Source organism: Pseudomonas sp. FG47 (assembly GCF_057809115.1).
The window spans coordinates 417,524-433,510 of sequence record NZ_JBMDJI010000001.1 but is presented as its reverse complement, the minus strand read 5'-3'; the positions used below and the strand labels follow the sequence as shown (position 1 = coordinate 433,510).

At 57.9% G+C, this 15,987-nt stretch carries 18 protein-coding genes and 1 tRNA gene; 14 read left to right on the top strand and 5 right to left on the bottom strand.

The window, feature by feature from the left end; genetic code table 11:
- The first annotated feature begins 425 nt into the window (after positions 1-425).
- The 5 genes from ACODS5_RS02035 to ACODS5_RS02015 all read left to right on the top strand — a co-directional run bounded on the left by ACODS5_RS02035 (position 426) and on the right by ACODS5_RS02015 (position 4,778).
- A complete protein-coding gene (locus ACODS5_RS02035; protein WP_489107788.1) occupies positions 426-1,199 on the top strand; it encodes an ABC transporter ATP-binding protein in 774 nt (257 codons plus the stop codon).
- A 13-nt stretch (positions 1,200-1,212) separates the two neighbouring features.
- On the top strand, positions 1,213-1,974 hold the full coding sequence (locus ACODS5_RS02030) for an ABC transporter substrate-binding protein (protein ID WP_110734354.1): 762 nt from the start codon (positions 1,213-1,215) through the stop codon (positions 1,972-1,974).
- A 57-nt stretch (positions 1,975-2,031) separates the two neighbouring features.
- Positions 2,032-2,724, top strand: coding sequence for an ABC transporter permease (locus tag ACODS5_RS02025; protein ID WP_134689923.1), 693 nt, complete (start codon positions 2,032-2,034; stop codon positions 2,722-2,724).
- Complete coding sequence (locus ACODS5_RS02020; RefSeq protein ID WP_134689924.1) at positions 2,725-3,414, top strand: ABC transporter permease; 690 nt, start codon at positions 2,725-2,727, stop codon at positions 3,412-3,414. It begins immediately after the preceding gene.
- Positions 3,415-3,557: 143 nt separating this feature from the next.
- On the top strand, positions 3,558-4,778 hold the full coding sequence (locus tag ACODS5_RS02015; protein ID WP_489107787.1) for a methyltransferase: 1,221 nt from the start codon (positions 3,558-3,560) through the stop codon (positions 4,776-4,778).
- A gap of 228 nt (positions 4,779-5,006) precedes the next feature.
- On the opposite strand, the gene mdtI is transcribed toward ACODS5_RS02015, so the two are convergent.
- Positions 5,007-5,324, bottom strand: a complete 318-nt coding sequence (mdtI, locus tag ACODS5_RS02010) for a multidrug/spermidine efflux SMR transporter subunit MdtI (protein WP_134689926.1) — start codon at positions 5,322-5,324, stop codon at positions 5,007-5,009.
- Positions 5,318-5,677, bottom strand: a complete 360-nt coding sequence (locus tag ACODS5_RS02005; protein WP_134689927.1) for an SMR family transporter — start codon at positions 5,675-5,677, stop codon at positions 5,318-5,320. Before ACODS5_RS02005 ends, mdtI begins: the two co-directional genes overlap by 7 nt.
- A gap of 523 nt (positions 5,678-6,200) precedes the next feature.
- Here ACODS5_RS02005 and ACODS5_RS02000 point away from each other — a divergent pair.
- From ACODS5_RS02000 to ACODS5_RS01965, 8 genes are all read left to right on the top strand, one after another.
- Positions 6,201-6,779 carry a hypothetical protein gene (locus tag ACODS5_RS02000; protein ID WP_134689928.1) on the top strand — a complete coding sequence of 193 codons (579 nt, stop codon included), beginning with the start codon at positions 6,201-6,203 and terminating at the stop codon, positions 6,777-6,779.
- Between the two features lie 9 nt (positions 6,780-6,788).
- Entirely contained in the window at positions 6,789-6,995 is a 207-nt protein-coding gene (locus tag ACODS5_RS01995; protein ID WP_023629980.1) for a helix-turn-helix domain-containing protein, read from the top strand.
- A gap of 18 nt (positions 6,996-7,013) precedes the next feature.
- The gene (locus tag ACODS5_RS01990) at positions 7,014-7,400 is read left to right on the top strand and encodes a hypothetical protein (RefSeq protein WP_134689929.1); all 387 of its coding nucleotides are present in this window, start codon (positions 7,014-7,016) and stop codon (positions 7,398-7,400) included.
- Positions 7,401-7,422: 22 nt separating this feature from the next.
- Positions 7,423-7,674, top strand: coding sequence for a hypothetical protein (locus tag ACODS5_RS01985; RefSeq protein WP_372239478.1), 252 nt, complete (start codon positions 7,423-7,425; stop codon positions 7,672-7,674).
- 98 nt (positions 7,675-7,772) lie between these two features.
- Positions 7,773-7,848: transfer RNA gene (locus ACODS5_RS01980), tRNA-Thr, on the top strand.
- Between the two features lie 162 nt (positions 7,849-8,010).
- Complete coding sequence (locus ACODS5_RS01975) at positions 8,011-9,330, top strand: tyrosine-type recombinase/integrase (RefSeq protein ID WP_489107786.1); 1,320 nt, start codon at positions 8,011-8,013, stop codon at positions 9,328-9,330.
- Positions 9,331-10,260: 930 nt separating this feature from the next.
- Complete coding sequence (locus ACODS5_RS01970; protein ID WP_489107785.1) at positions 10,261-11,241, top strand: integrase domain-containing protein; 981 nt, start codon at positions 10,261-10,263, stop codon at positions 11,239-11,241.
- Complete coding sequence (locus ACODS5_RS01965) at positions 11,238-11,513, top strand: hypothetical protein (protein ID WP_489107784.1); 276 nt, start codon at positions 11,238-11,240, stop codon at positions 11,511-11,513. Before ACODS5_RS01970 ends, ACODS5_RS01965 begins: the two co-directional genes overlap by 4 nt.
- Positions 11,514-11,645: 132 nt before the next feature.
- Here the strand turns inward: ACODS5_RS01965 and ACODS5_RS01960 are convergent, their stop codons facing one another.
- The 3 genes from ACODS5_RS01960 to ACODS5_RS01950 form a co-directional block, all read right to left on the bottom strand.
- Positions 11,646-12,401, bottom strand: a complete 756-nt coding sequence (locus tag ACODS5_RS01960; RefSeq protein ID WP_489107783.1) for a hypothetical protein — start codon at positions 12,399-12,401, stop codon at positions 11,646-11,648.
- A gap of 182 nt (positions 12,402-12,583) precedes the next feature.
- Positions 12,584-13,570, bottom strand: a complete 987-nt coding sequence (locus ACODS5_RS01955) for a reverse transcriptase family protein (RefSeq protein ID WP_489107782.1) — start codon at positions 13,568-13,570, stop codon at positions 12,584-12,586.
- A complete protein-coding gene (locus ACODS5_RS01950; RefSeq protein ID WP_196173660.1) occupies positions 13,527-13,853 on the bottom strand; it encodes a helix-turn-helix transcriptional regulator in 327 nt (108 codons plus the stop codon). The genes ACODS5_RS01955 and ACODS5_RS01950 overlap by 44 nt, the downstream gene beginning before the upstream one ends.
- Before the next feature lie 1,035 nt (positions 13,854-14,888).
- Between ACODS5_RS01950 and nirK the strand changes: the two genes are divergently transcribed.
- A complete protein-coding gene (gene nirK, locus ACODS5_RS01945; protein ID WP_489107844.1) occupies positions 14,889-15,980 on the top strand; it encodes a copper-containing nitrite reductase in 1,092 nt (363 codons plus the stop codon).
- Positions 15,981-15,987 lie beyond the last annotated feature (7 nt).

Genomic DNA, 15,987 nt, shown 5'->3' with positions numbered 1-15,987 from the left:
GCTTGACCGAAAGGCCATCAAATTGCCGTGCCAAGTGCAGATTACTGAAATACTCACTTACAAACGCACCAAAGGCGCTCCCCGGTAACACCTTTGCACAAATGATGAGCAGAAAAAGAGCAACCCAGCGGCGCAACCCAGCCCAAGGATAACCGGCAAAGCAGTACCACCCGGCCAAAAACGGCTTCCCAGAGCGGGCCAAAACTGGCACCATCGCGCCTTTTTTCATCAAGGCTCCGGTGCTGGGCAAACGCCCTTGCGGATATCCTGGCGACAGTCCACTGCAGCGATGCGACAAACTGTCCCACCAGCGACCAGAGCCCCTCGCGACCCCGTTGGCCGTCGTTGCGCCGCTATGCTAGCTTGGCGCTCGCCAGGAAGGCCGCCAACAGCTGGGAACGCACCCGTATACATGAGGACCGCACATGGCCCAGGCCACGCCCGCGCTGGAAATCCGCAACCTGCACAAACGCTATGGCGAGCAGGAAATTCTCAAGGGCATTTCGCTGACCGCGCGCGACGGTGACGTGATTTCCATCCTGGGGTCGTCCGGCTCCGGCAAGTCCACCTTGCTGCGCTGCATCAACCTGCTGGAGAACCCGCACCAGGGCGAGATCCTCGTCGCCGGCGAGGCGCTCAAGCTCAAGGCGCAGAAAAACGGCGACCTGGTCGCCGCCGACAACCGCCAGATCAACCGCCTGCGCAGCGAGATCGGCTTCGTCTTCCAGAACTTCAACCTGTGGCCGCACATGTCGATCCTCGACAACATCATCGAGGCGCCACGTCGTGTGCTCGGCCAGAGCAAGGCCGAGGCCATCGAGCATGCCGAGGCCCTGCTGAACAAGGTCGGCATCTTCGACAAGCGCCACAGCTACCCCGCACAGCTTTCCGGCGGCCAGCAACAGCGCGCCGCCATCGCCCGTACCCTGGCCATGAAGCCCAAGGTCATCCTGTTCGACGAACCAACCTCGGCGCTCGATCCGGAAATGGTCCAGGAAGTGCTTAACGTCATCCGCGCATTGGCCGAAGAAGGCCGTACCATGCTGCTGGTGACGCACGAGATGAACTTTGCCCGCCAGGTGTCCAGCGAAGTGGTCTTCCTGCACCAGGGCCTGGTCGAAGAGCAGGGATCGCCGCAACAGGTCTTCGAAAACCCGACCTCGGCGCGTTGCAAGCAATTCATGTCCAGCCACCGCTAACGGAGCAACACGAATGCAGACCTACAAGAAATTCCTCCTGGCCGCTGCCGCCACCCTGGTGTTCTCGGCCAATGCCATGGCAGCCGAAAAGCTGAAAATGGGCATCGAGGCGGCCTACCCGCCGTTCAACAACAAAGATGCCAGCGGCCAGGTGGTCGGCTTCGACAAGGACATCGGCGACGCCCTGTGCGCCAAGATGAAGGTCGAATGCGAAGTGGCCGTCTCCGACTGGGACGGCATCATCCCGGCGCTGAACGCCAAGAAGTCCGATTTCATCATCTCCTCGCTGTCGATCACCGACGAGCGCAAGCAGGCCGTTGACTTCACCGACCCCTACTACTCGAACAAGCAGCAGTTCATCGCGCCGAAAAACGTCGACTTCAAGACCGACCGCGCTTCGCTCAAGGGCAAGACCATCGGCACCCAGCGCGCCACCCAGGCGGCTACCTGGCTGGACGATAACGGCGGCATGGACGGCGAGTTCAAGGTCAACCTGTATGACGGCCAGGAAAATGCCTACCTCGACCTCACCTCGGGCCGCGTCGATGCCATCCTCGCCGACAAGTACGCCAACTACGACTGGCTGAAATCCGAAGCCGGCAAGAACTACGAGTTCAAGGGCGACCCGGTGAACGAGAGCGACAAGGTCGGCATCGCGGTACGCAAGGGCGACAACGAGCTGCGTAACAAGCTCAATGCTGCGCTGAAGGAAATCGTCGCCGACGGTACCTACAAGAAGATCAACGACAAGTATTTCCCGTTCAGCATCTATTGATTCGCCCCGACAGGCATCGTCGCCCTGGCGATGCCTGTCCCTTGAACAAACTTACCCATGAATATCGACCTGCACGGATTCGGCCCGGCCATGATGGCCGGCACCCTGATGACCGTAAAACTGGCGCTCTGCGCCTTGCTGCTGGGGCTGGTCCTGGGCCTGCTCGGCGCCCTGGCCAAGACCTCGTCGGTCAAGCCGCTGCAATGGCTTGGCGGCTTCTATTCCACGCTGGTGCGCGGCGTACCTGAACTGCTTTGGGTGCTGCTCATCTACTTCGGCACCGTCGGGCTGATGAACAGCCTGGGCGAAGCCCTGAACATGCCGGGCCTGGAGCTCAGCGCCTTCGCCGCCGGCGTCATCGCCCTGGGCCTGTGCTTCGGCGCCTACGCCACGGAAGTGTTCCGTGGCGCGATCCTGGCCATCCCCAAGGGCCACCGTGAGGCGGGGCTGGCCCTGGGCCTGTCCAAGGGCCGCATCCTGTCGCGGATCATCCTGCCGCAGATGTGGCGCGTGGCCCTGCCGGGCCTGGGCAACCTGTTCATGATCCTGATGAAGGACACCGCGCTGGTGTCGGTGATCGGCCTTGAAGAAATCATGCGCCACGCGCAGATCGGCGTGACCGTGACCAAGGAACCCTTCACCTTCTACGCCGTGGCCGCCTGTATCTACCTGGGCCTGACGGTGATTGCCATGACCGGCATGCACTTCCTGGAAAAGCGCGCCGCTCGCGGCTTCGTGAGGGCTGAATAAATGAACTGGGAAGTCATCATCAAGTGGCTGCCACGCCTGGCCCAGGGCGCGACCCTGACCCTGGAGCTGGTGGCCATCGCCGTGATCGCCGGGCTGATCCTGGCCATCCCGCTGGGGATCGCCCGCTCCTCGCGCCACTGGTACGTGCGCGCCCTGCCCTACGGCTACATCTTCTTCTTCCGTGGCACGCCGCTGTTGGTACAGCTGTTCCTGGTGTACTACGGCCTGGCGCAGTTCGACCTGGTGCGCGACAGCTCGCTATGGCCGTACCTACGCGACCCGTTCTGGTGCACGGTGCTGACCATGACCCTGCACACCGCCGCCTACATCGCCGAGATCCTGCGTGGCGCGCTGCAGGCGATCCCCAAGGGTGAGATCGAGGCGGCCCGGGCACTGGGCATGTCGCGCGCCAAGACGCTGTTCTACATCATGCTGCCGCGCGCCGCGCGCATCGGCCTGCCGGCCTACAGCAACGAAGTGATCCTGATGCTCAAGGCCAGCGCCCTGGCCAGTACCGTGACGCTGCTGGAGCTGACCGGCATGGCGCGGACCATCATCGCGCGCACCTACCTGCCGGTGGAGATCTTCTTCGCCGCGGGCGTGTTCTACCTGGTGATCTCGTTCGGCCTGGTCCAGGGCTTCAAGCTGCTGGAGCGCTGGTTGCGCGTGGATGCCTGCCAGGGGCGATAAGTAAGACAGTGAACCCGGGGCCGCTGCGCGCCCCATCGCGGCACAAGGCCGCTCCTACAGGCGGGACGCAATGCCCTGTAGGAGCGGCCTTGTGTCGCGATGGAGCGCACCGCGCTCCCTCTCGATAGCGCCGCGGTGCTCGCATGCAAACCACTTCCCATCTCCAAGGCCAGCAGCTCATCGAGCGCTTCCAGGCCCTCGACCACTTCCTGACCCAGCACCAGCAGCTGTGGCGCCCACGCCCCTTCACCCAGTTGCGCCTGGACTGGGAAGCCCAGCACCCCGAGCTCGCCACCTGGCTGCGCAACCGCACCCTGGAGCAGGCCGAAGCCGCCCAACAACACCTTGAGCAATTGCCAGCCCCGGCACCCTTCCCGCAGCTGGCCGCCCAGGCCTTGCAGTTGTCCGCCGTCGGCGAACTGCCCGATGCCGGCCTGCATCCAGCCGGCCACCGCCTGGACGTCAACGTCCCTGGCCGCAAATGGCAGCAGATCGAAGCCTTCACTCGGCGCCTGGCCTTCAGCCAGCCCCCGCGCCACTGGCTCGATTGGTGCTCGGGCAAGGGCCACCTGGGCCGCCGCCTGCTGCAACCCGGCCAGCACCTGACCTGCCTGGAGCACGACGGCGAACTGGTCGCCGCCGGCCAGGCCCTGAGTGATCACCACCACCTGCCCGCTCGCCATCTGCGCCAGGACGTGCTGGCAGCCGACAGCGCGCGGCACCTGGACCAGGACAAGAGCGCGGTGGCCCTGCACGCCTGTGGCGATTTGCATGTACGCCTGCTGCAACTGGCCAGCCAGCAAGGCTGCCGGCAAGTGGCGATCGCCCCGTGCTGCTACAACCGCATCCAGGGCAACAGCTACCAGCCGCTGTCCACAGCCGCCCAGCAATCGTCATTGCACCTGTCGGCGGCCGACCTGGGCCTGCCACTCAGCGAAGCCGTCACCTCCAGCGCCCGAGTCCGTCGCCAGCGCGACGCCTCCATGGCGCGGCGCCTGGGCTTCGACCTGTTGCAACGCGCGCAACGCGGGACCGACGATTACCTGTCGACCCCCTCGCTGGCCATCAGCTGGTTGGAGAAACCGTTCGAGCAGTACTGTCGCGACCTCGCCGAGCTGCGCCAGGTACCGCTGCTCGGCGAGCCCGACTGGGCAGCCCTGGAAGCCGCCGGCTGGCAGCGCCTGGCCGTGGTGCGCAACCTGGAGCTGGTGCGCAACTTGTTCCGCCGACCGCTGGAGATATGGCTGGTGCTCGACCGTGCCTTGTACCTTGAAGAACAAGGCTACGCAGTCAATGTCGGGTTGTTCTGCGACTACCCCCTGACCCCACGCAACCTGCTGGTGCTAGGCGAACGCGACGGATAGCCGCACAACGCTTGAAAACCTGTGGATAAGTCTGTGAACAAGCTTGTGATGAAAATCACGAAATCTTGGATCCCGGGGCTATTTGCGGCGCTTTGCTTATTCCGTTGAAATGCTGAAAACCAACAAAAACAGGCCTTTGCGCAAAGACCGGTGGTCACGCCAGTCGGCATGCCTTTCGCGCAACCGGCAAATGCCTCTTGTGCATAAGCGTTTTCGCCAGAGCTGTTTTCACGCCAGTTTCAAGAGGCTCATGCCCACCAGCAACAGCACCAAACCGAGCCAGCCACGCCCGGCCAAACGCTGGCCGAACAACGCCCAACCCATGGCCACGGTGGCGAGAATGCCGAAGCCACCCCAGATGGCGTAGGCCAGCGACAGCTCGATGTCCTGCACAGCCTGGGCCAGGGCGGTAAAGGCCGCCAGCACGGCGATGATCGAGGCCACGCCCAGCCCTTTGCGGCGAAAACCGTCGGAGTACTTGAGCAGCAGGTTGGCCAGCACTTCCAGCACGATGGCCAGGGCCAGCCAGGCGAATGGCATCAGCATGGCAGTGCCTCCCCTTCAGCCGTGGTCGGTTTGCTGCGGGTACCGGCTTTTACCAACAGGATGCCGGCGATCATCACCGCCAGCCCCAGGGCCTTGGTCCAGCCCAGGCTTTCGCCCAGCCACAGCACGCTGACCAGGGTAATCAGGACAATGCCGATACCCTCCCACAACGCGTAGGCCACACCCACCGGCACACGCTTGACCGCCAGGGCGAGGAAGAAATACGACAGGCAGATCATGCCGTACATGACGACATAACCCATCACGGGGAAATGCGTGGCGGCGAATTTCATCGACGCCGTGCCGATCACCTCGGCGGTGATGGCGACGCTCAGATAGATCCAGGAACGCATGATGCCCTCCCATGGGCGACAGCGACCGGGCGCACAGGCACCGGCAGAAAGAAATGTTTACGGCTGCAGAGGGAGGGTGGCGCTAGAGGTCGCCGGTCCAGTGACGTTCACGAGAAACCAGGCGGGAAGAAGCGAGGAGCTTGAAAGCTTTACTGTTCAACATAATGAACACAAGATTAGCTCAGGTGATCGATTAAGTCAAAACGATAGCTAGAGACTAATAATTTCTCGCGCCTGCATTGCGTCTTTCAGAAAATCTCCCTTAAAGCTTGCTGAAAGCTTCGTAAATTATATTCCCCGCCCGGCTTCGTCGGCAGCCCGCGCTTGCGCAGCCGCAGGTTGCGCAAGCAGGGAGCAGGCCTGCTGCCATGCTCGCGCGACACCGCCATGCCCTCGGCGCCCAGCGCCACGGCCCCGCCCTGCGACAAAGCGTCGCCATTGTCACAGATCAAGAATTAATTATTGTTTTACGATAATTTATCAAGAATAATCCGCCCCGTTCATCACTGTACGGAGGCACCCCATGAACAGTAGATCCGTGGCCTATGCGCGTTCGCGCCTACGGGCCATCGGCGTATTCGCCGCTTATATGGCCTGGACCACCGCCGCACTCGAACTGCTCGCCACACCACTGCTGTGCATTTTCGATTACCCGGACATGCAGGCGGCCTATCTGCAAATCCACGGCGAGCACATGCCCTTGCTGCTGGAGCCCGGCTATCAGGCATCGACCCTGGCGATCAGCCTGGTGCTGGCAGTCGAGATGATCCCCACATTCATATCGGTCACCGCCCTGGGCTTGACCGGCCTGTTCTTCCACCGCCTGTCCCGCGGCCAGACCTGGACCTCGGCCAACATCAAGATGCTGTGGTGGGTCGGCCTGCTGTGCATTGGCACGCCATTGCTGTGGCCGGTGACCTACACCCTGCAAGGCCTGGCGCTGGCCATCGACCTGCCGGCCGGCGAGAGAAGCTTCAACGTCTCGATCGGTGTATCATCGCAGGCTGTCTACGAGATCATGAAAGGCATCCTGCTGTGTGCCTTCTCGCTGCTCATGCGTGACGCCAAGACCATCAGCGATGAACACAACTGTTATGTCTAACCGCCTCCTATGCCGATAATCATCCGCCTCGACGTCGTCATGGCCCGGAACAAGATGCGTTCCAAGGACCTGGCGGAAATCATCGGCATCACGGAAGCAAACCTGTCGCTGCTGAAGAACGGCAAGATCAAGGGTTTCAAGATCGAGACCCTGGAGAAGCTGTGTCGCGCCCTGAACTGCCAGCCTGGCGATCTGCTGGAGTTCAGCGACGAATGATCAAGGACTGCAACACCCATGGCACTTTTGCACAATGGCCTGGCCGCCCTGGTACTGGCCTGCCTGGCCCTGGCCCTCACCGGCTGCGGCCCGAGCTACACCTATAGATACTCGCCACCGCCCAGCGCGCATGGCATGAACTGCATCAACAGCTGCTCGATGGAGCGCAACCACTGCAAGCAGATGGCCCGCTTGCAGGAAAACAGCGAACGCGCGCTGTACCAGGCCGAGATGCGCACCTACGAGTACTGCCAGAAAGGCAAGAGCAAAAAAGAAGCGCGTCACAGTTGCCACTACCCGAGCTACCCGTTCAACACGGGCAGCAGCTACAGTTGCGGGTCTGATTACGACTCCTGCTACATGGCCTGCGGCGGCACCATCCAGCGCATTTTGATCAAAGACTGAACCCGGAACGGACTCGAACATCGTGAAACACGTGAAATCCCTCGCCCTGCTGACCGCCCTCCTGGCCATGACCGGCTGCGCCAACGACTTCCCGGCCAGCAAGCCAGCGCCACTGGACTGGAACATGCCCGGCATGCAACTGGGCGGCGACCGCGGCCTGCCGCTGCACAAGGCCGACGGCAGCTGCCGCAAGCGCGGCTGCGACAACAGCAAGCTGATTTTCAACCCCGGCAAAATGGAGCCAGGCGTCAACTCCATGCACCGCGGCTGGTAAGAAAATTCTCCTTTCTGCGCGGTGACTTAGGGGATTGTGCGATGGATGCGAGGAAGTGGTTTACAGCCGCGAATCCATCGCTATAATGACGCCCCTGTGCCGGTATAGCTCAGATGGTAGAGCAACTGACTTGTAATCAGTAGGTCCCGGGTTCGATTCCTGGTGCCGGCACCATTCAAGGTTCCATAGAAAGCTTTCAAAATCTCTGGAACCCCCGGAAAACCCGCCTTCTGGCGGGTTTTTCGTTTTGGCGTTCCGTCGGATTCCGAGGGGAGCCAGCGCTAATAAGGGTAGTTTTAAGGATAGAGGTCCGTTTCTATATCGGAGACTACCCTTATGGCCCGCACCACTGCCCCGCTCACAGACACCACCTGTCGCACCGCAAAGCCCAGAGAGCGCGAGTACAAGCTCTTCGACGGCGACGGTCTTTACCTCCTTGTGCAACCCAACGGCCGCAAAGGCTGGCGGCTCAGATACGTGAAACCCGATGGTCGCGAAGGCCTGACCGCCCTCGGCAGCTATCCGGTGGTCGGGCTTGGCGACGCACGCCGCAAGCGCTTCGAGATCAAGCAGCAGCTCGCCAACGGCATAGATCCCATCCATTACAAGCAGCAAACAAAGACCCAAGCCGTGATCAATGGCCGCACCTTCGAAAGCGTTGCGCTCGACTGGCACGCCAGCATGGTGCCCAAGTGGGCTCCCGGCCACGCCAAGACTGTGCTCAGCCGGTTGAAGACTCACGTATTCCCTTTGTTAGGTGCCAGGGCAATCGTTGAGTTGGACACCCACGACCTCATGCAGCCACTGGAGGCTGTGACGAAGCGCGGCACCATCGACGTGGCGCTCAGGATCAAGAACTACCTGCAAAGCATCATGCGTGAAGCCAAACGGCTGCGACTGATTACGGCGAACCCGGCTCATGACCTCGATGGCTCGATCAAGACACCACGGGTAACTCACCGACCCGCACTACCCTTATCGCGGCTGCCAGAGCTACTGGCATGCATCGAGGACTACAGAGGTCGCCCGCTCACGCGCCTCACGGTGATGCTGTCGTTACATGTATTCGTACGCTCCAGCGAACTGCGTTTCACCCGTTGGAACGAGTTCGACCTCAAGCGCGGAATCTGGGAGATTCCCGACACCCGCCCGGCGCTGGACGGCGTGCCGTTTTCCACAAGGGGTACGAAGATGGCCGGGGACATTCACGTTGTACCCTTATCGCCGCAGGCAGTGGCCTTGCTTGAGCAGATCCACGCGATCACCGGCAAGTTCGAGCTGGTGTTCGCGGGGGATGCCAAACCGTGGAAACCGATGTCCGAGAACACGGTGAATGCCGCGCTCAGGACGATGGGCTACGACACCAAGGTGGATATCTGCGGCCACGGGTTCCGGGCCATGGCGTGCAGTGCGCTAGTCGAGTCCGGGCTGTGGTCGGAGACAGCTATCGAGCGGCAGATGAGCCACAAGGAACGCAACAACGTGCGCGCCGCCTATACCCACAAGGCCGAGTTCCTCGAAGAGCGCCGGATGATCATGACTTGGTGGAGCCGGTTTCTAGAGGCAAACCGTGAGGAGCATGTCACCCCGCATGAGTTCGCCAATCAGTCAGGGGAGAACGTCACGCGCCTTCGCAGTGCCAAGAGGACCGAGTAACCCGCCGCGCCACCGCCTCAACTTGCTGTGAAGTTACCCACAGCACCGCATGAAGCTCCTCCGCGCGGGTCCTTTCAAACGGGGCTGCAAAGCCGCCCCGTTTAAAAGGACCATACCTAAGAAAAAAACTGCTGGCACAGCTTACGTCTGTGGAAAACCACTGATGTCCACCGGGGGATAGTTTTATCCACAGGCGCTAAATCCCTGATATCACGCTGCTTGACGAATATTGTTCACAAGCGTAGACCGGGAGTCGCAAGCGCTGTCGATGACAGCACCCCAGGTGGCCCGAACCTTAAAAGTCACGCCGCTCCCGCGGTGGTTCACCCGCAAGTACGATTCGCGTCCGGCAGCTCGTACGGTCACTACCCATGTGATGGATGCCAACTCAATATCGTTGCCCCTGCGGCAACCACCCTACCCATCTGCTCAGCAGCAACCTATCCGCTTGGCCATTTCGCGTGCGCCAACCTGCGCCCGTCTCTTTCTCCTGGAAAGAGACGGGCGCGTCTAACACTGCTGCAGCCCCCATCGCATTTGGCTTTGCGGCAACTTCACTCGTGACAATCGGCGTGACAAACGCCGATGTCACCAGCAACAGCGCTGTAGATGATGGTGCCGCAGACCAAGGAATGGACTGCACCTGACTGACAGTCAGGCATGCCCCGGCCATCGCACCGCTGCGTTCTCCCGGCTCAGGATCTCGCGGCACTGGTCTCGTCAGCCAATGCAGCCTCCGCCCGCCCGCCGGTAACGGTGCTCAGGAGGCCAGATCATGAGATGCCCTTGCTCCCGGACGTAAGGAGCCGCCAGTCCCACGTTAGAGGACATCCCCACAGGTCGCAGGGGCCTTGATCCCTGATAACACTCAACATTCTTGGCGGGATGACGTGGGGCGAGGATCGGAGAACGGTAGATGAGGTGATCAACATGGCGTTGGTAGGTAGACGCGATGGCCGCAATTTCGGTTACGGCAGGCAACTGAGCTACGCAGGGCCGCAGGCGTTGAAAGACATGTTCGGCGGCGGCCACTACGGCACGGTCAAGGCACACTGTGATCGGTGGCAGGCATTCGTGAAGTGGTGCCGCTCCGAACAGGGACCGGGTATCAACGATGCGCGGCAGATTGATCGGAAGGTATTGGCGGGCTATGCGGCGTATCTGCGCGACATGGTTAGGCGCGGTGACCTTGCCGTCAGCACCGCACAAAATCGGCTATCCAGCGTTAACAGGACCATGGCGGCGCTTCGCGGTGATCATTACCTGAAGTTGCCAAGTCCGAGCAAGGCATTGGGTATGCAGCGCATCGGGGTCCGACATTCAGTGCCGCAGGGCCAAGACCGCGAACAGGTTAAACAGATCGTTGATGCGCTTTGCAATCGTCATCATTTACGAGCCGCTGCGATCGTTCTGTTGGCGCGAGCCACCGGTATGCGCTTGCGAGAGGCCATCTTGGCTGACCTGCCACGGCTTAGCCGAGATGCTAACGCCCTAGGCAGGATCAACATTCAGGATGGCACCAAAGGTGGCCGCGCCGGCGCCTCAGCGCCACGATGGATTGCGGTGGACCACCATGTTCAACAGGCACTTGGATTTGCACGGCAGGTGTCGCCTGCGGGTAGCCGCAACCTGATTGCGCCACACGAAAGTTACCTGAATCTTCTGCAAGTAATCACTCGCCCTGCGCGGGACATCCTGCATGCACACAACCTCAAAGGCTTCCATGAACTACGGGAGGCGTACGCATGCGAGCGATACGAGCAAATCACCCGACACCGCGCGCCTATCAACGGCGGCCAATGTTGCCAGGTAGATCGGAACCTTGATCGTGAGGCCCGGAGGCAAATCAGCTATGAGTTGGGGCACGGTCGAATCGATGTGGTCGCGGCCTATATTGGAGGACGGACATGAGCAAGCCATTCGATATAGAACTATTCATGTCTGCGATGCTGACGGGTTCGCATGCAACCCAGAAGCGACATTTGCGCCAAGCGAAAATCATCCAAGTGGAAATTGCAAAACGCTGGCAACGAGATACACCGTGGGCTTGGCAGAAGAAGCATGTGACCTGGTTCCTCGAACATCGTCTGAATCGTCACAGCAAGGCCACTCGATATTACTATTTGCTGACTGTCCACCTAATCGCTCAGCGCTTGGAAAAAACATGGAAATTCAATCTTTAGCTAATCCCCAGCTACGGTACAGTCACTACTATCACTATCGCACCTAAAGAGACAATCGATCTTTTCTCTAAGCGACAAGCCAAGATCACCAAATTTTTTGGGGTATACTCCCATTCCTCCAGCTCGCACTGTCTAAAGGGTATCAAGGTCCGCCTTGAGTGCTGCAAGAAGCTTTTTATTCAATTCCACTGTACGCTCATTAAGCCCGAGAGCATAATTACTAACCTCAGCAGGAATTCGCTTAGTACGCCTAAAATCTTCACTAAAAACATACCCAACCATTTTTTCAAGGTACAACTTTGACTGACTTATGTTTGTTCGAAGCTCATCCAACAGGTCAAGAATCTCTTGACTTGCATTTAACTTCACACCATTAATCTGAGCAAAAAGCTTAGCTTCCTGGGCCCTGACAGAACCGATGATACTCGTAGCTTTATTATTAGCATCTACAAACAATTGACTCGAAACACCTAAGTCACTTGCGAAGCATGCGGAGATCATCGGCAATAGTTCTTTCTCAATAATTTCAATATTAAGTCCTCGAAACGCATCAATTTCATCCATAAACCTGTGATATTCGCGACTTTTGCTTTCATACTTATACTTCCGCTTCTGCACATCAATTTCATGATCTCTTTTTTGCTTATCAAGCCTTTCAGCACTCTGCTGCTTAAGACCTTCTATTTCTTTAGCGTGAGCTTGTTTAACTCTCTCTGTCTCTAAGGTATATTCATGTATAACTCTCTGTTTTTCTTCCTCGATACGCCCAGCATCTTCGATCAACGCTCTGTTTTTAGCCTTCTCCTTATAAAGCGTTTTAAAAAAAATAACCACGCAGGTCGCAAGCAAGGACAAAACCGCAAAAAACATGTATTCCATAATTAGCATAGCCACTTCGACATATTTTATTTATAGCATGGTTGACAAGGTAAGACTGCAGAAACAAGCCCTTCCGACTGTACGCCATACATACTGACTTTTTCGCTCCATGGCATCTTCTAAAACCAGCGCGGCTTAACGCAAAATCCTGAACACTTGCCCTAGCCGAGTTACAGCGCTTAGATCAGCCACTAACCAAGATCACCCTCAATATCTTTACGACTATAAAATGCCCATTTTTCATATTTCACTGCATCAATTGAAGCTGCTTCATTAATTGCTCCTGCCAACTTCTGCTTGAGTTGCACCGCAGTAAAACCATAAGCAGCCCCTCTCCCATCAATAGCGTCTTGAATTTTACGGACACCTTTCAATCTCGAATGTGGAACAGAAAGCCTAGCTTTATGTGAAATAACACCGGTGATATGGGCTGGCACTCCAAAGCGAAAAATCTTGGTTTTCTCTTTTGCTATTTCATAGCCAAAGCGACTGGCGAGAATTTTTAGTTCGGCTTGAAAGCCTCCAGAAATCTGACCCCCTGAAAAAGTTAGATCATCAATATAACAGGTAAAATTCAATCCATACTTTACCGCCAGCTCCTCACACTTATCAAACAGGCCTTTAGCTGCCCAAAATGAAAGAAGAGGACTGAGTGGGCTTCCGGTCGGCATTACGCCGTTCCAAGTTGTCAGCGAGGCAAGTCTTCCCGCAATATCAGTTGGACAGCACATAACATTAAGAAAGAAGTCGTGCACAAGACAGTAGCGGGTAGATCCATAAAAATCTTTCAGATCAAATGTCGCTGTTTGTCGAGCTCCAAGATGAATAGCTGCGTTCGTTTGGTACGAACGGTGCTTTACTCCGCCTTGAACGTAGTCAGGATATTGGACACGACGAAGTATAAACAATATCCTCTCGTGTAGTTTCCGGAGTCGATACTTAGGCTCTTGAACGGCCCGTTTTTTTCGAGACTTCCCAGTAAATGGATTCGGAGCCAAAACCTTGGTGAATATTTTGTAGTTATTTTGTGACTCAAGTAACTCTTCAAGCTCGATTGCACTAATCTTTAGCAATTCAGCCAGCCGCCTCGGCGAGCCTACTTTATATAAACCACACTGGTGAATTGGAAGTTCATTATCGGGCTTTCGTTTTTTCCTTGTACTTTTCTTTAGCTGCATTTCGATCCTCATTCCATTCAAGTAACGAAATAATAGTTTTCGCCAAGCCGAAACGCAGATTATCAGTAGCTCGAGGAGAATCGATATTCTCAGAAAAAAATAAAATTGAAGATAGCGGTATATCAAAGTATTCGCTATATTTTTTGAGCAACTCAATAGATGGCTGCTTCTTTCCAGACTCGATCTCGGACAAGTGAGAGTTTGATACTCCCAACCGAGAGCACAACTCTGTTTGAGACAAGTCGTAGTAAGAACGAATTAGCTTAAGTGCTTTACCTAACATTTTGCACACCTTTGATGAGTGTGACACCAGCGGGGTAGGCTACTCATGGAAGAATGCGATGATCTTCGTCCAATTCCTGTCAATCATCGACAGTAGCGGCACAAGAATCTTAATCACACCAAAGCAGGTTTTGAGCAACCTCAAACGCTGCTTTCTCTTCCGTTTCACCAGGTACAGTTCTTCGGTTTTCTCGTCACGTGGTTGCATATTGAATGCTCCTGTAAGGGTTTGCGCCAGCCCACAACATGTGGAACCGACCTCTCGATGCAACCTTTACAAGCCAAATGACCGATGTTTGAACTGTATTTTTCCCCCTCGCTGAAATCACCAGGCTTCGACGTCTCGACGAAGCCTACAAGACCGCACCACATACGCGCACGGTAGCGACCGCACACGCCCGGCCCAAAATTTAGAGGTTCAAAATCAACCCCCACAGTGCCTTAGCACCTACAAACAATCGAGAAATCATCGACCGCAAAATCATCTTGGCAGAACATAATGGGCTAGTCAAAAAATATTTTCGCTCACAGCGAAAACGCACGACACTGCCACGCCCACCACCAGACACAGCCCAGATGCTGCTGGGTACTGCGAGGATATAGTGGAACAGAAGCAGGTCTCCCCTCACAGGTTAATGAAGGGGTCGAAAGGCTGCCATGCCTTCAGAACAATCGTGTCTCAGCTCAACTCTTCTTGTATCTAGATGGCTCTGAAGAGGGAAAAAGGATAGTTTTAGAGATATGATAGTGATCCAAGATAGTTAAAATACATAAAAATCAGTTAGTTATAGTATTTTTCGACTCCTGGTGCCCTCCCAAAAGCCTCGCCCTCCATCGACGCTTTTTCGTTTCAGCTCTCCCGCCCCCCTGCGACACATCGCCCACCCCACCCACTTCTTGTTTTCGCTCAATAAACCCTACTTTCAAAGCGGCTATTCCTGTGCCCGACGATTCCGTCAACTTAAGGAGAAGCCCCATGAGTGAGCAAGAAGGCGTTGCCCTGACCCGGCGTGGCATACTCGCCGGCAGTGTGTTGCTGGGCGTCGGCACCTCGGTGCTCGGCGCTGGCCTGGGCCAGGCCGCAACCGCCGCCCCCGCTGCCAGCACCGGCCCCGCCATGGACCTGGCCAAGCTGGAGCGGGTCAGCGTCGAGCTGGTGCCGCCGCCGCAGGTGCATGCCCACAGCCAACGGGCGCCGGGCAAGCCGCGGATCGTCGAGTTCCGCATGGTCATCGAGGAAAAAGAGCTGGCCATCGACACGGCCGGTGCCTACATCCATGCCATGACCTTCAATGGCTCGGTGCCGGGGCCGTTGCTGGTGGTCCACGAAGGCGACTATGTGGAGCTCACCCTGGTCAACCCGGCCAGCAACAGCATGATGCACAACATCGATTTCCACGCCGCCACCGGCGCCCTGGGCGGCGGCGAGCTGACCCATGTGAAGCCCGGCGAGCAGGTGAAGCTGCGCTTCAAGGCCGACCGTGCCGGGGTGTTCGTGTACCACTGCGCGCCGGGCGGGGCGATGATTCCCTGGCATGTGGTGTGCGGCATGAACGGGGCGATCATGGTGCTGCCGCGCGATGGCCTGAAGGATGCCGAGGGCCGGGCGCTGAAGTACGACAAGGTGTGGTACATCGGCGAGCAGGACTACTACATCCCCCGCGACAAGGACGGCAAGTACAAGCGCTACGCCAACCCCATGGCCAGCTTCGGCGACATGAGCCAGTTGATGAAGGGCCTGGTGCCCAGCCATGTGGTGTTCAACGGCAGCGTCGGCGCGCTGACCGGCAAGCAGGCGCTGACCGCCAAGGTTGGCGAGACGGTGCTGATCGTCCATTCCCAGGCCAACCGCGACACCCGCCCGCACTTGATCGGCGGCCATGGCGACTATGTGTGGGCGGCGGGCAAGTTCGCCAACCCGCCGCAACGCAACCTGGAAACCTGGTTCATCCCTGGTGGCGCGGCGGGGGCGGCGTTATACACCTTCCGCCAGCCTGGGTTGTACACCTACCTCAACCACAACCTGATCGAGGCGGTGATGCTCGGCGCGGCGGCGCATGTGCAGGTCGAGGGCCAGTGGAACGACGACCTGATGAGCCAGCTGGAAGCACCGGGGCCGATCCGCTAGCGGCATT

Excerpts from the sequence above, each read along its gene's own strand:
- ACODS5_RS01995 (WP_023629980.1), top strand. The coding sequence starts at position 6,789 with ATGCCGATAATCATCCGCCTCGACGTCGTCATGGCCCGGAACAAGATG.
- ACODS5_RS01965 (WP_489107784.1), top strand. The coding sequence starts at position 11,238 with ATGAGCAAGCCATTCGATATAGAACTATTCATGTCTGCGATGCTGACG.
- ACODS5_RS01950 (WP_196173660.1), bottom strand. The coding sequence starts at position 13,853 with ATGTTAGGTAAAGCACTTAAGCTAATTCGTTCTTACTACGACTTGTCT.
- ACODS5_RS02000 (WP_134689928.1), top strand. The coding sequence starts at position 6,201 with ATGAACAGTAGATCCGTGGCCTATGCGCGTTCGCGCCTACGGGCCATC.
- ACODS5_RS01975 (WP_489107786.1), top strand. The coding sequence starts at position 8,011 with ATGGCCCGCACCACTGCCCCGCTCACAGACACCACCTGTCGCACCGCA.
- ACODS5_RS01990 (WP_134689929.1), top strand. The coding sequence starts at position 7,014 with ATGGCACTTTTGCACAATGGCCTGGCCGCCCTGGTACTGGCCTGCCTG.
- ACODS5_RS01955 (WP_489107782.1), bottom strand. The coding sequence starts at position 13,570 with ATGCAGCTAAAGAAAAGTACAAGGAAAAAACGAAAGCCCGATAATGAA.
- ACODS5_RS02025 (WP_134689923.1), top strand. The coding sequence starts at position 2,032 with ATGAATATCGACCTGCACGGATTCGGCCCGGCCATGATGGCCGGCACC.
- ACODS5_RS01960 (WP_489107783.1), bottom strand. The coding sequence starts at position 12,401 with ATGCTAATTATGGAATACATGTTTTTTGCGGTTTTGTCCTTGCTTGCG.
- ACODS5_RS02005 (WP_134689927.1), bottom strand. The coding sequence starts at position 5,677 with ATGCGTTCCTGGATCTATCTGAGCGTCGCCATCACCGCCGAGGTGATC.
- mdtI (WP_134689926.1), bottom strand. The coding sequence starts at position 5,324 with ATGCTGATGCCATTCGCCTGGCTGGCCCTGGCCATCGTGCTGGAAGTG.
- ACODS5_RS02020 (WP_134689924.1), top strand. The coding sequence starts at position 2,725 with ATGAACTGGGAAGTCATCATCAAGTGGCTGCCACGCCTGGCCCAGGGC.
- ACODS5_RS02035 (WP_489107788.1), top strand. The coding sequence starts at position 426 with ATGGCCCAGGCCACGCCCGCGCTGGAAATCCGCAACCTGCACAAACGC.
- ACODS5_RS02015 (WP_489107787.1), top strand. The coding sequence starts at position 3,558 with ATGCAAACCACTTCCCATCTCCAAGGCCAGCAGCTCATCGAGCGCTTC.
- ACODS5_RS02030 (WP_110734354.1), top strand. The coding sequence starts at position 1,213 with ATGCAGACCTACAAGAAATTCCTCCTGGCCGCTGCCGCCACCCTGGTG.
- ACODS5_RS01970 (WP_489107785.1), top strand. The coding sequence starts at position 10,261 with ATGGCGTTGGTAGGTAGACGCGATGGCCGCAATTTCGGTTACGGCAGG.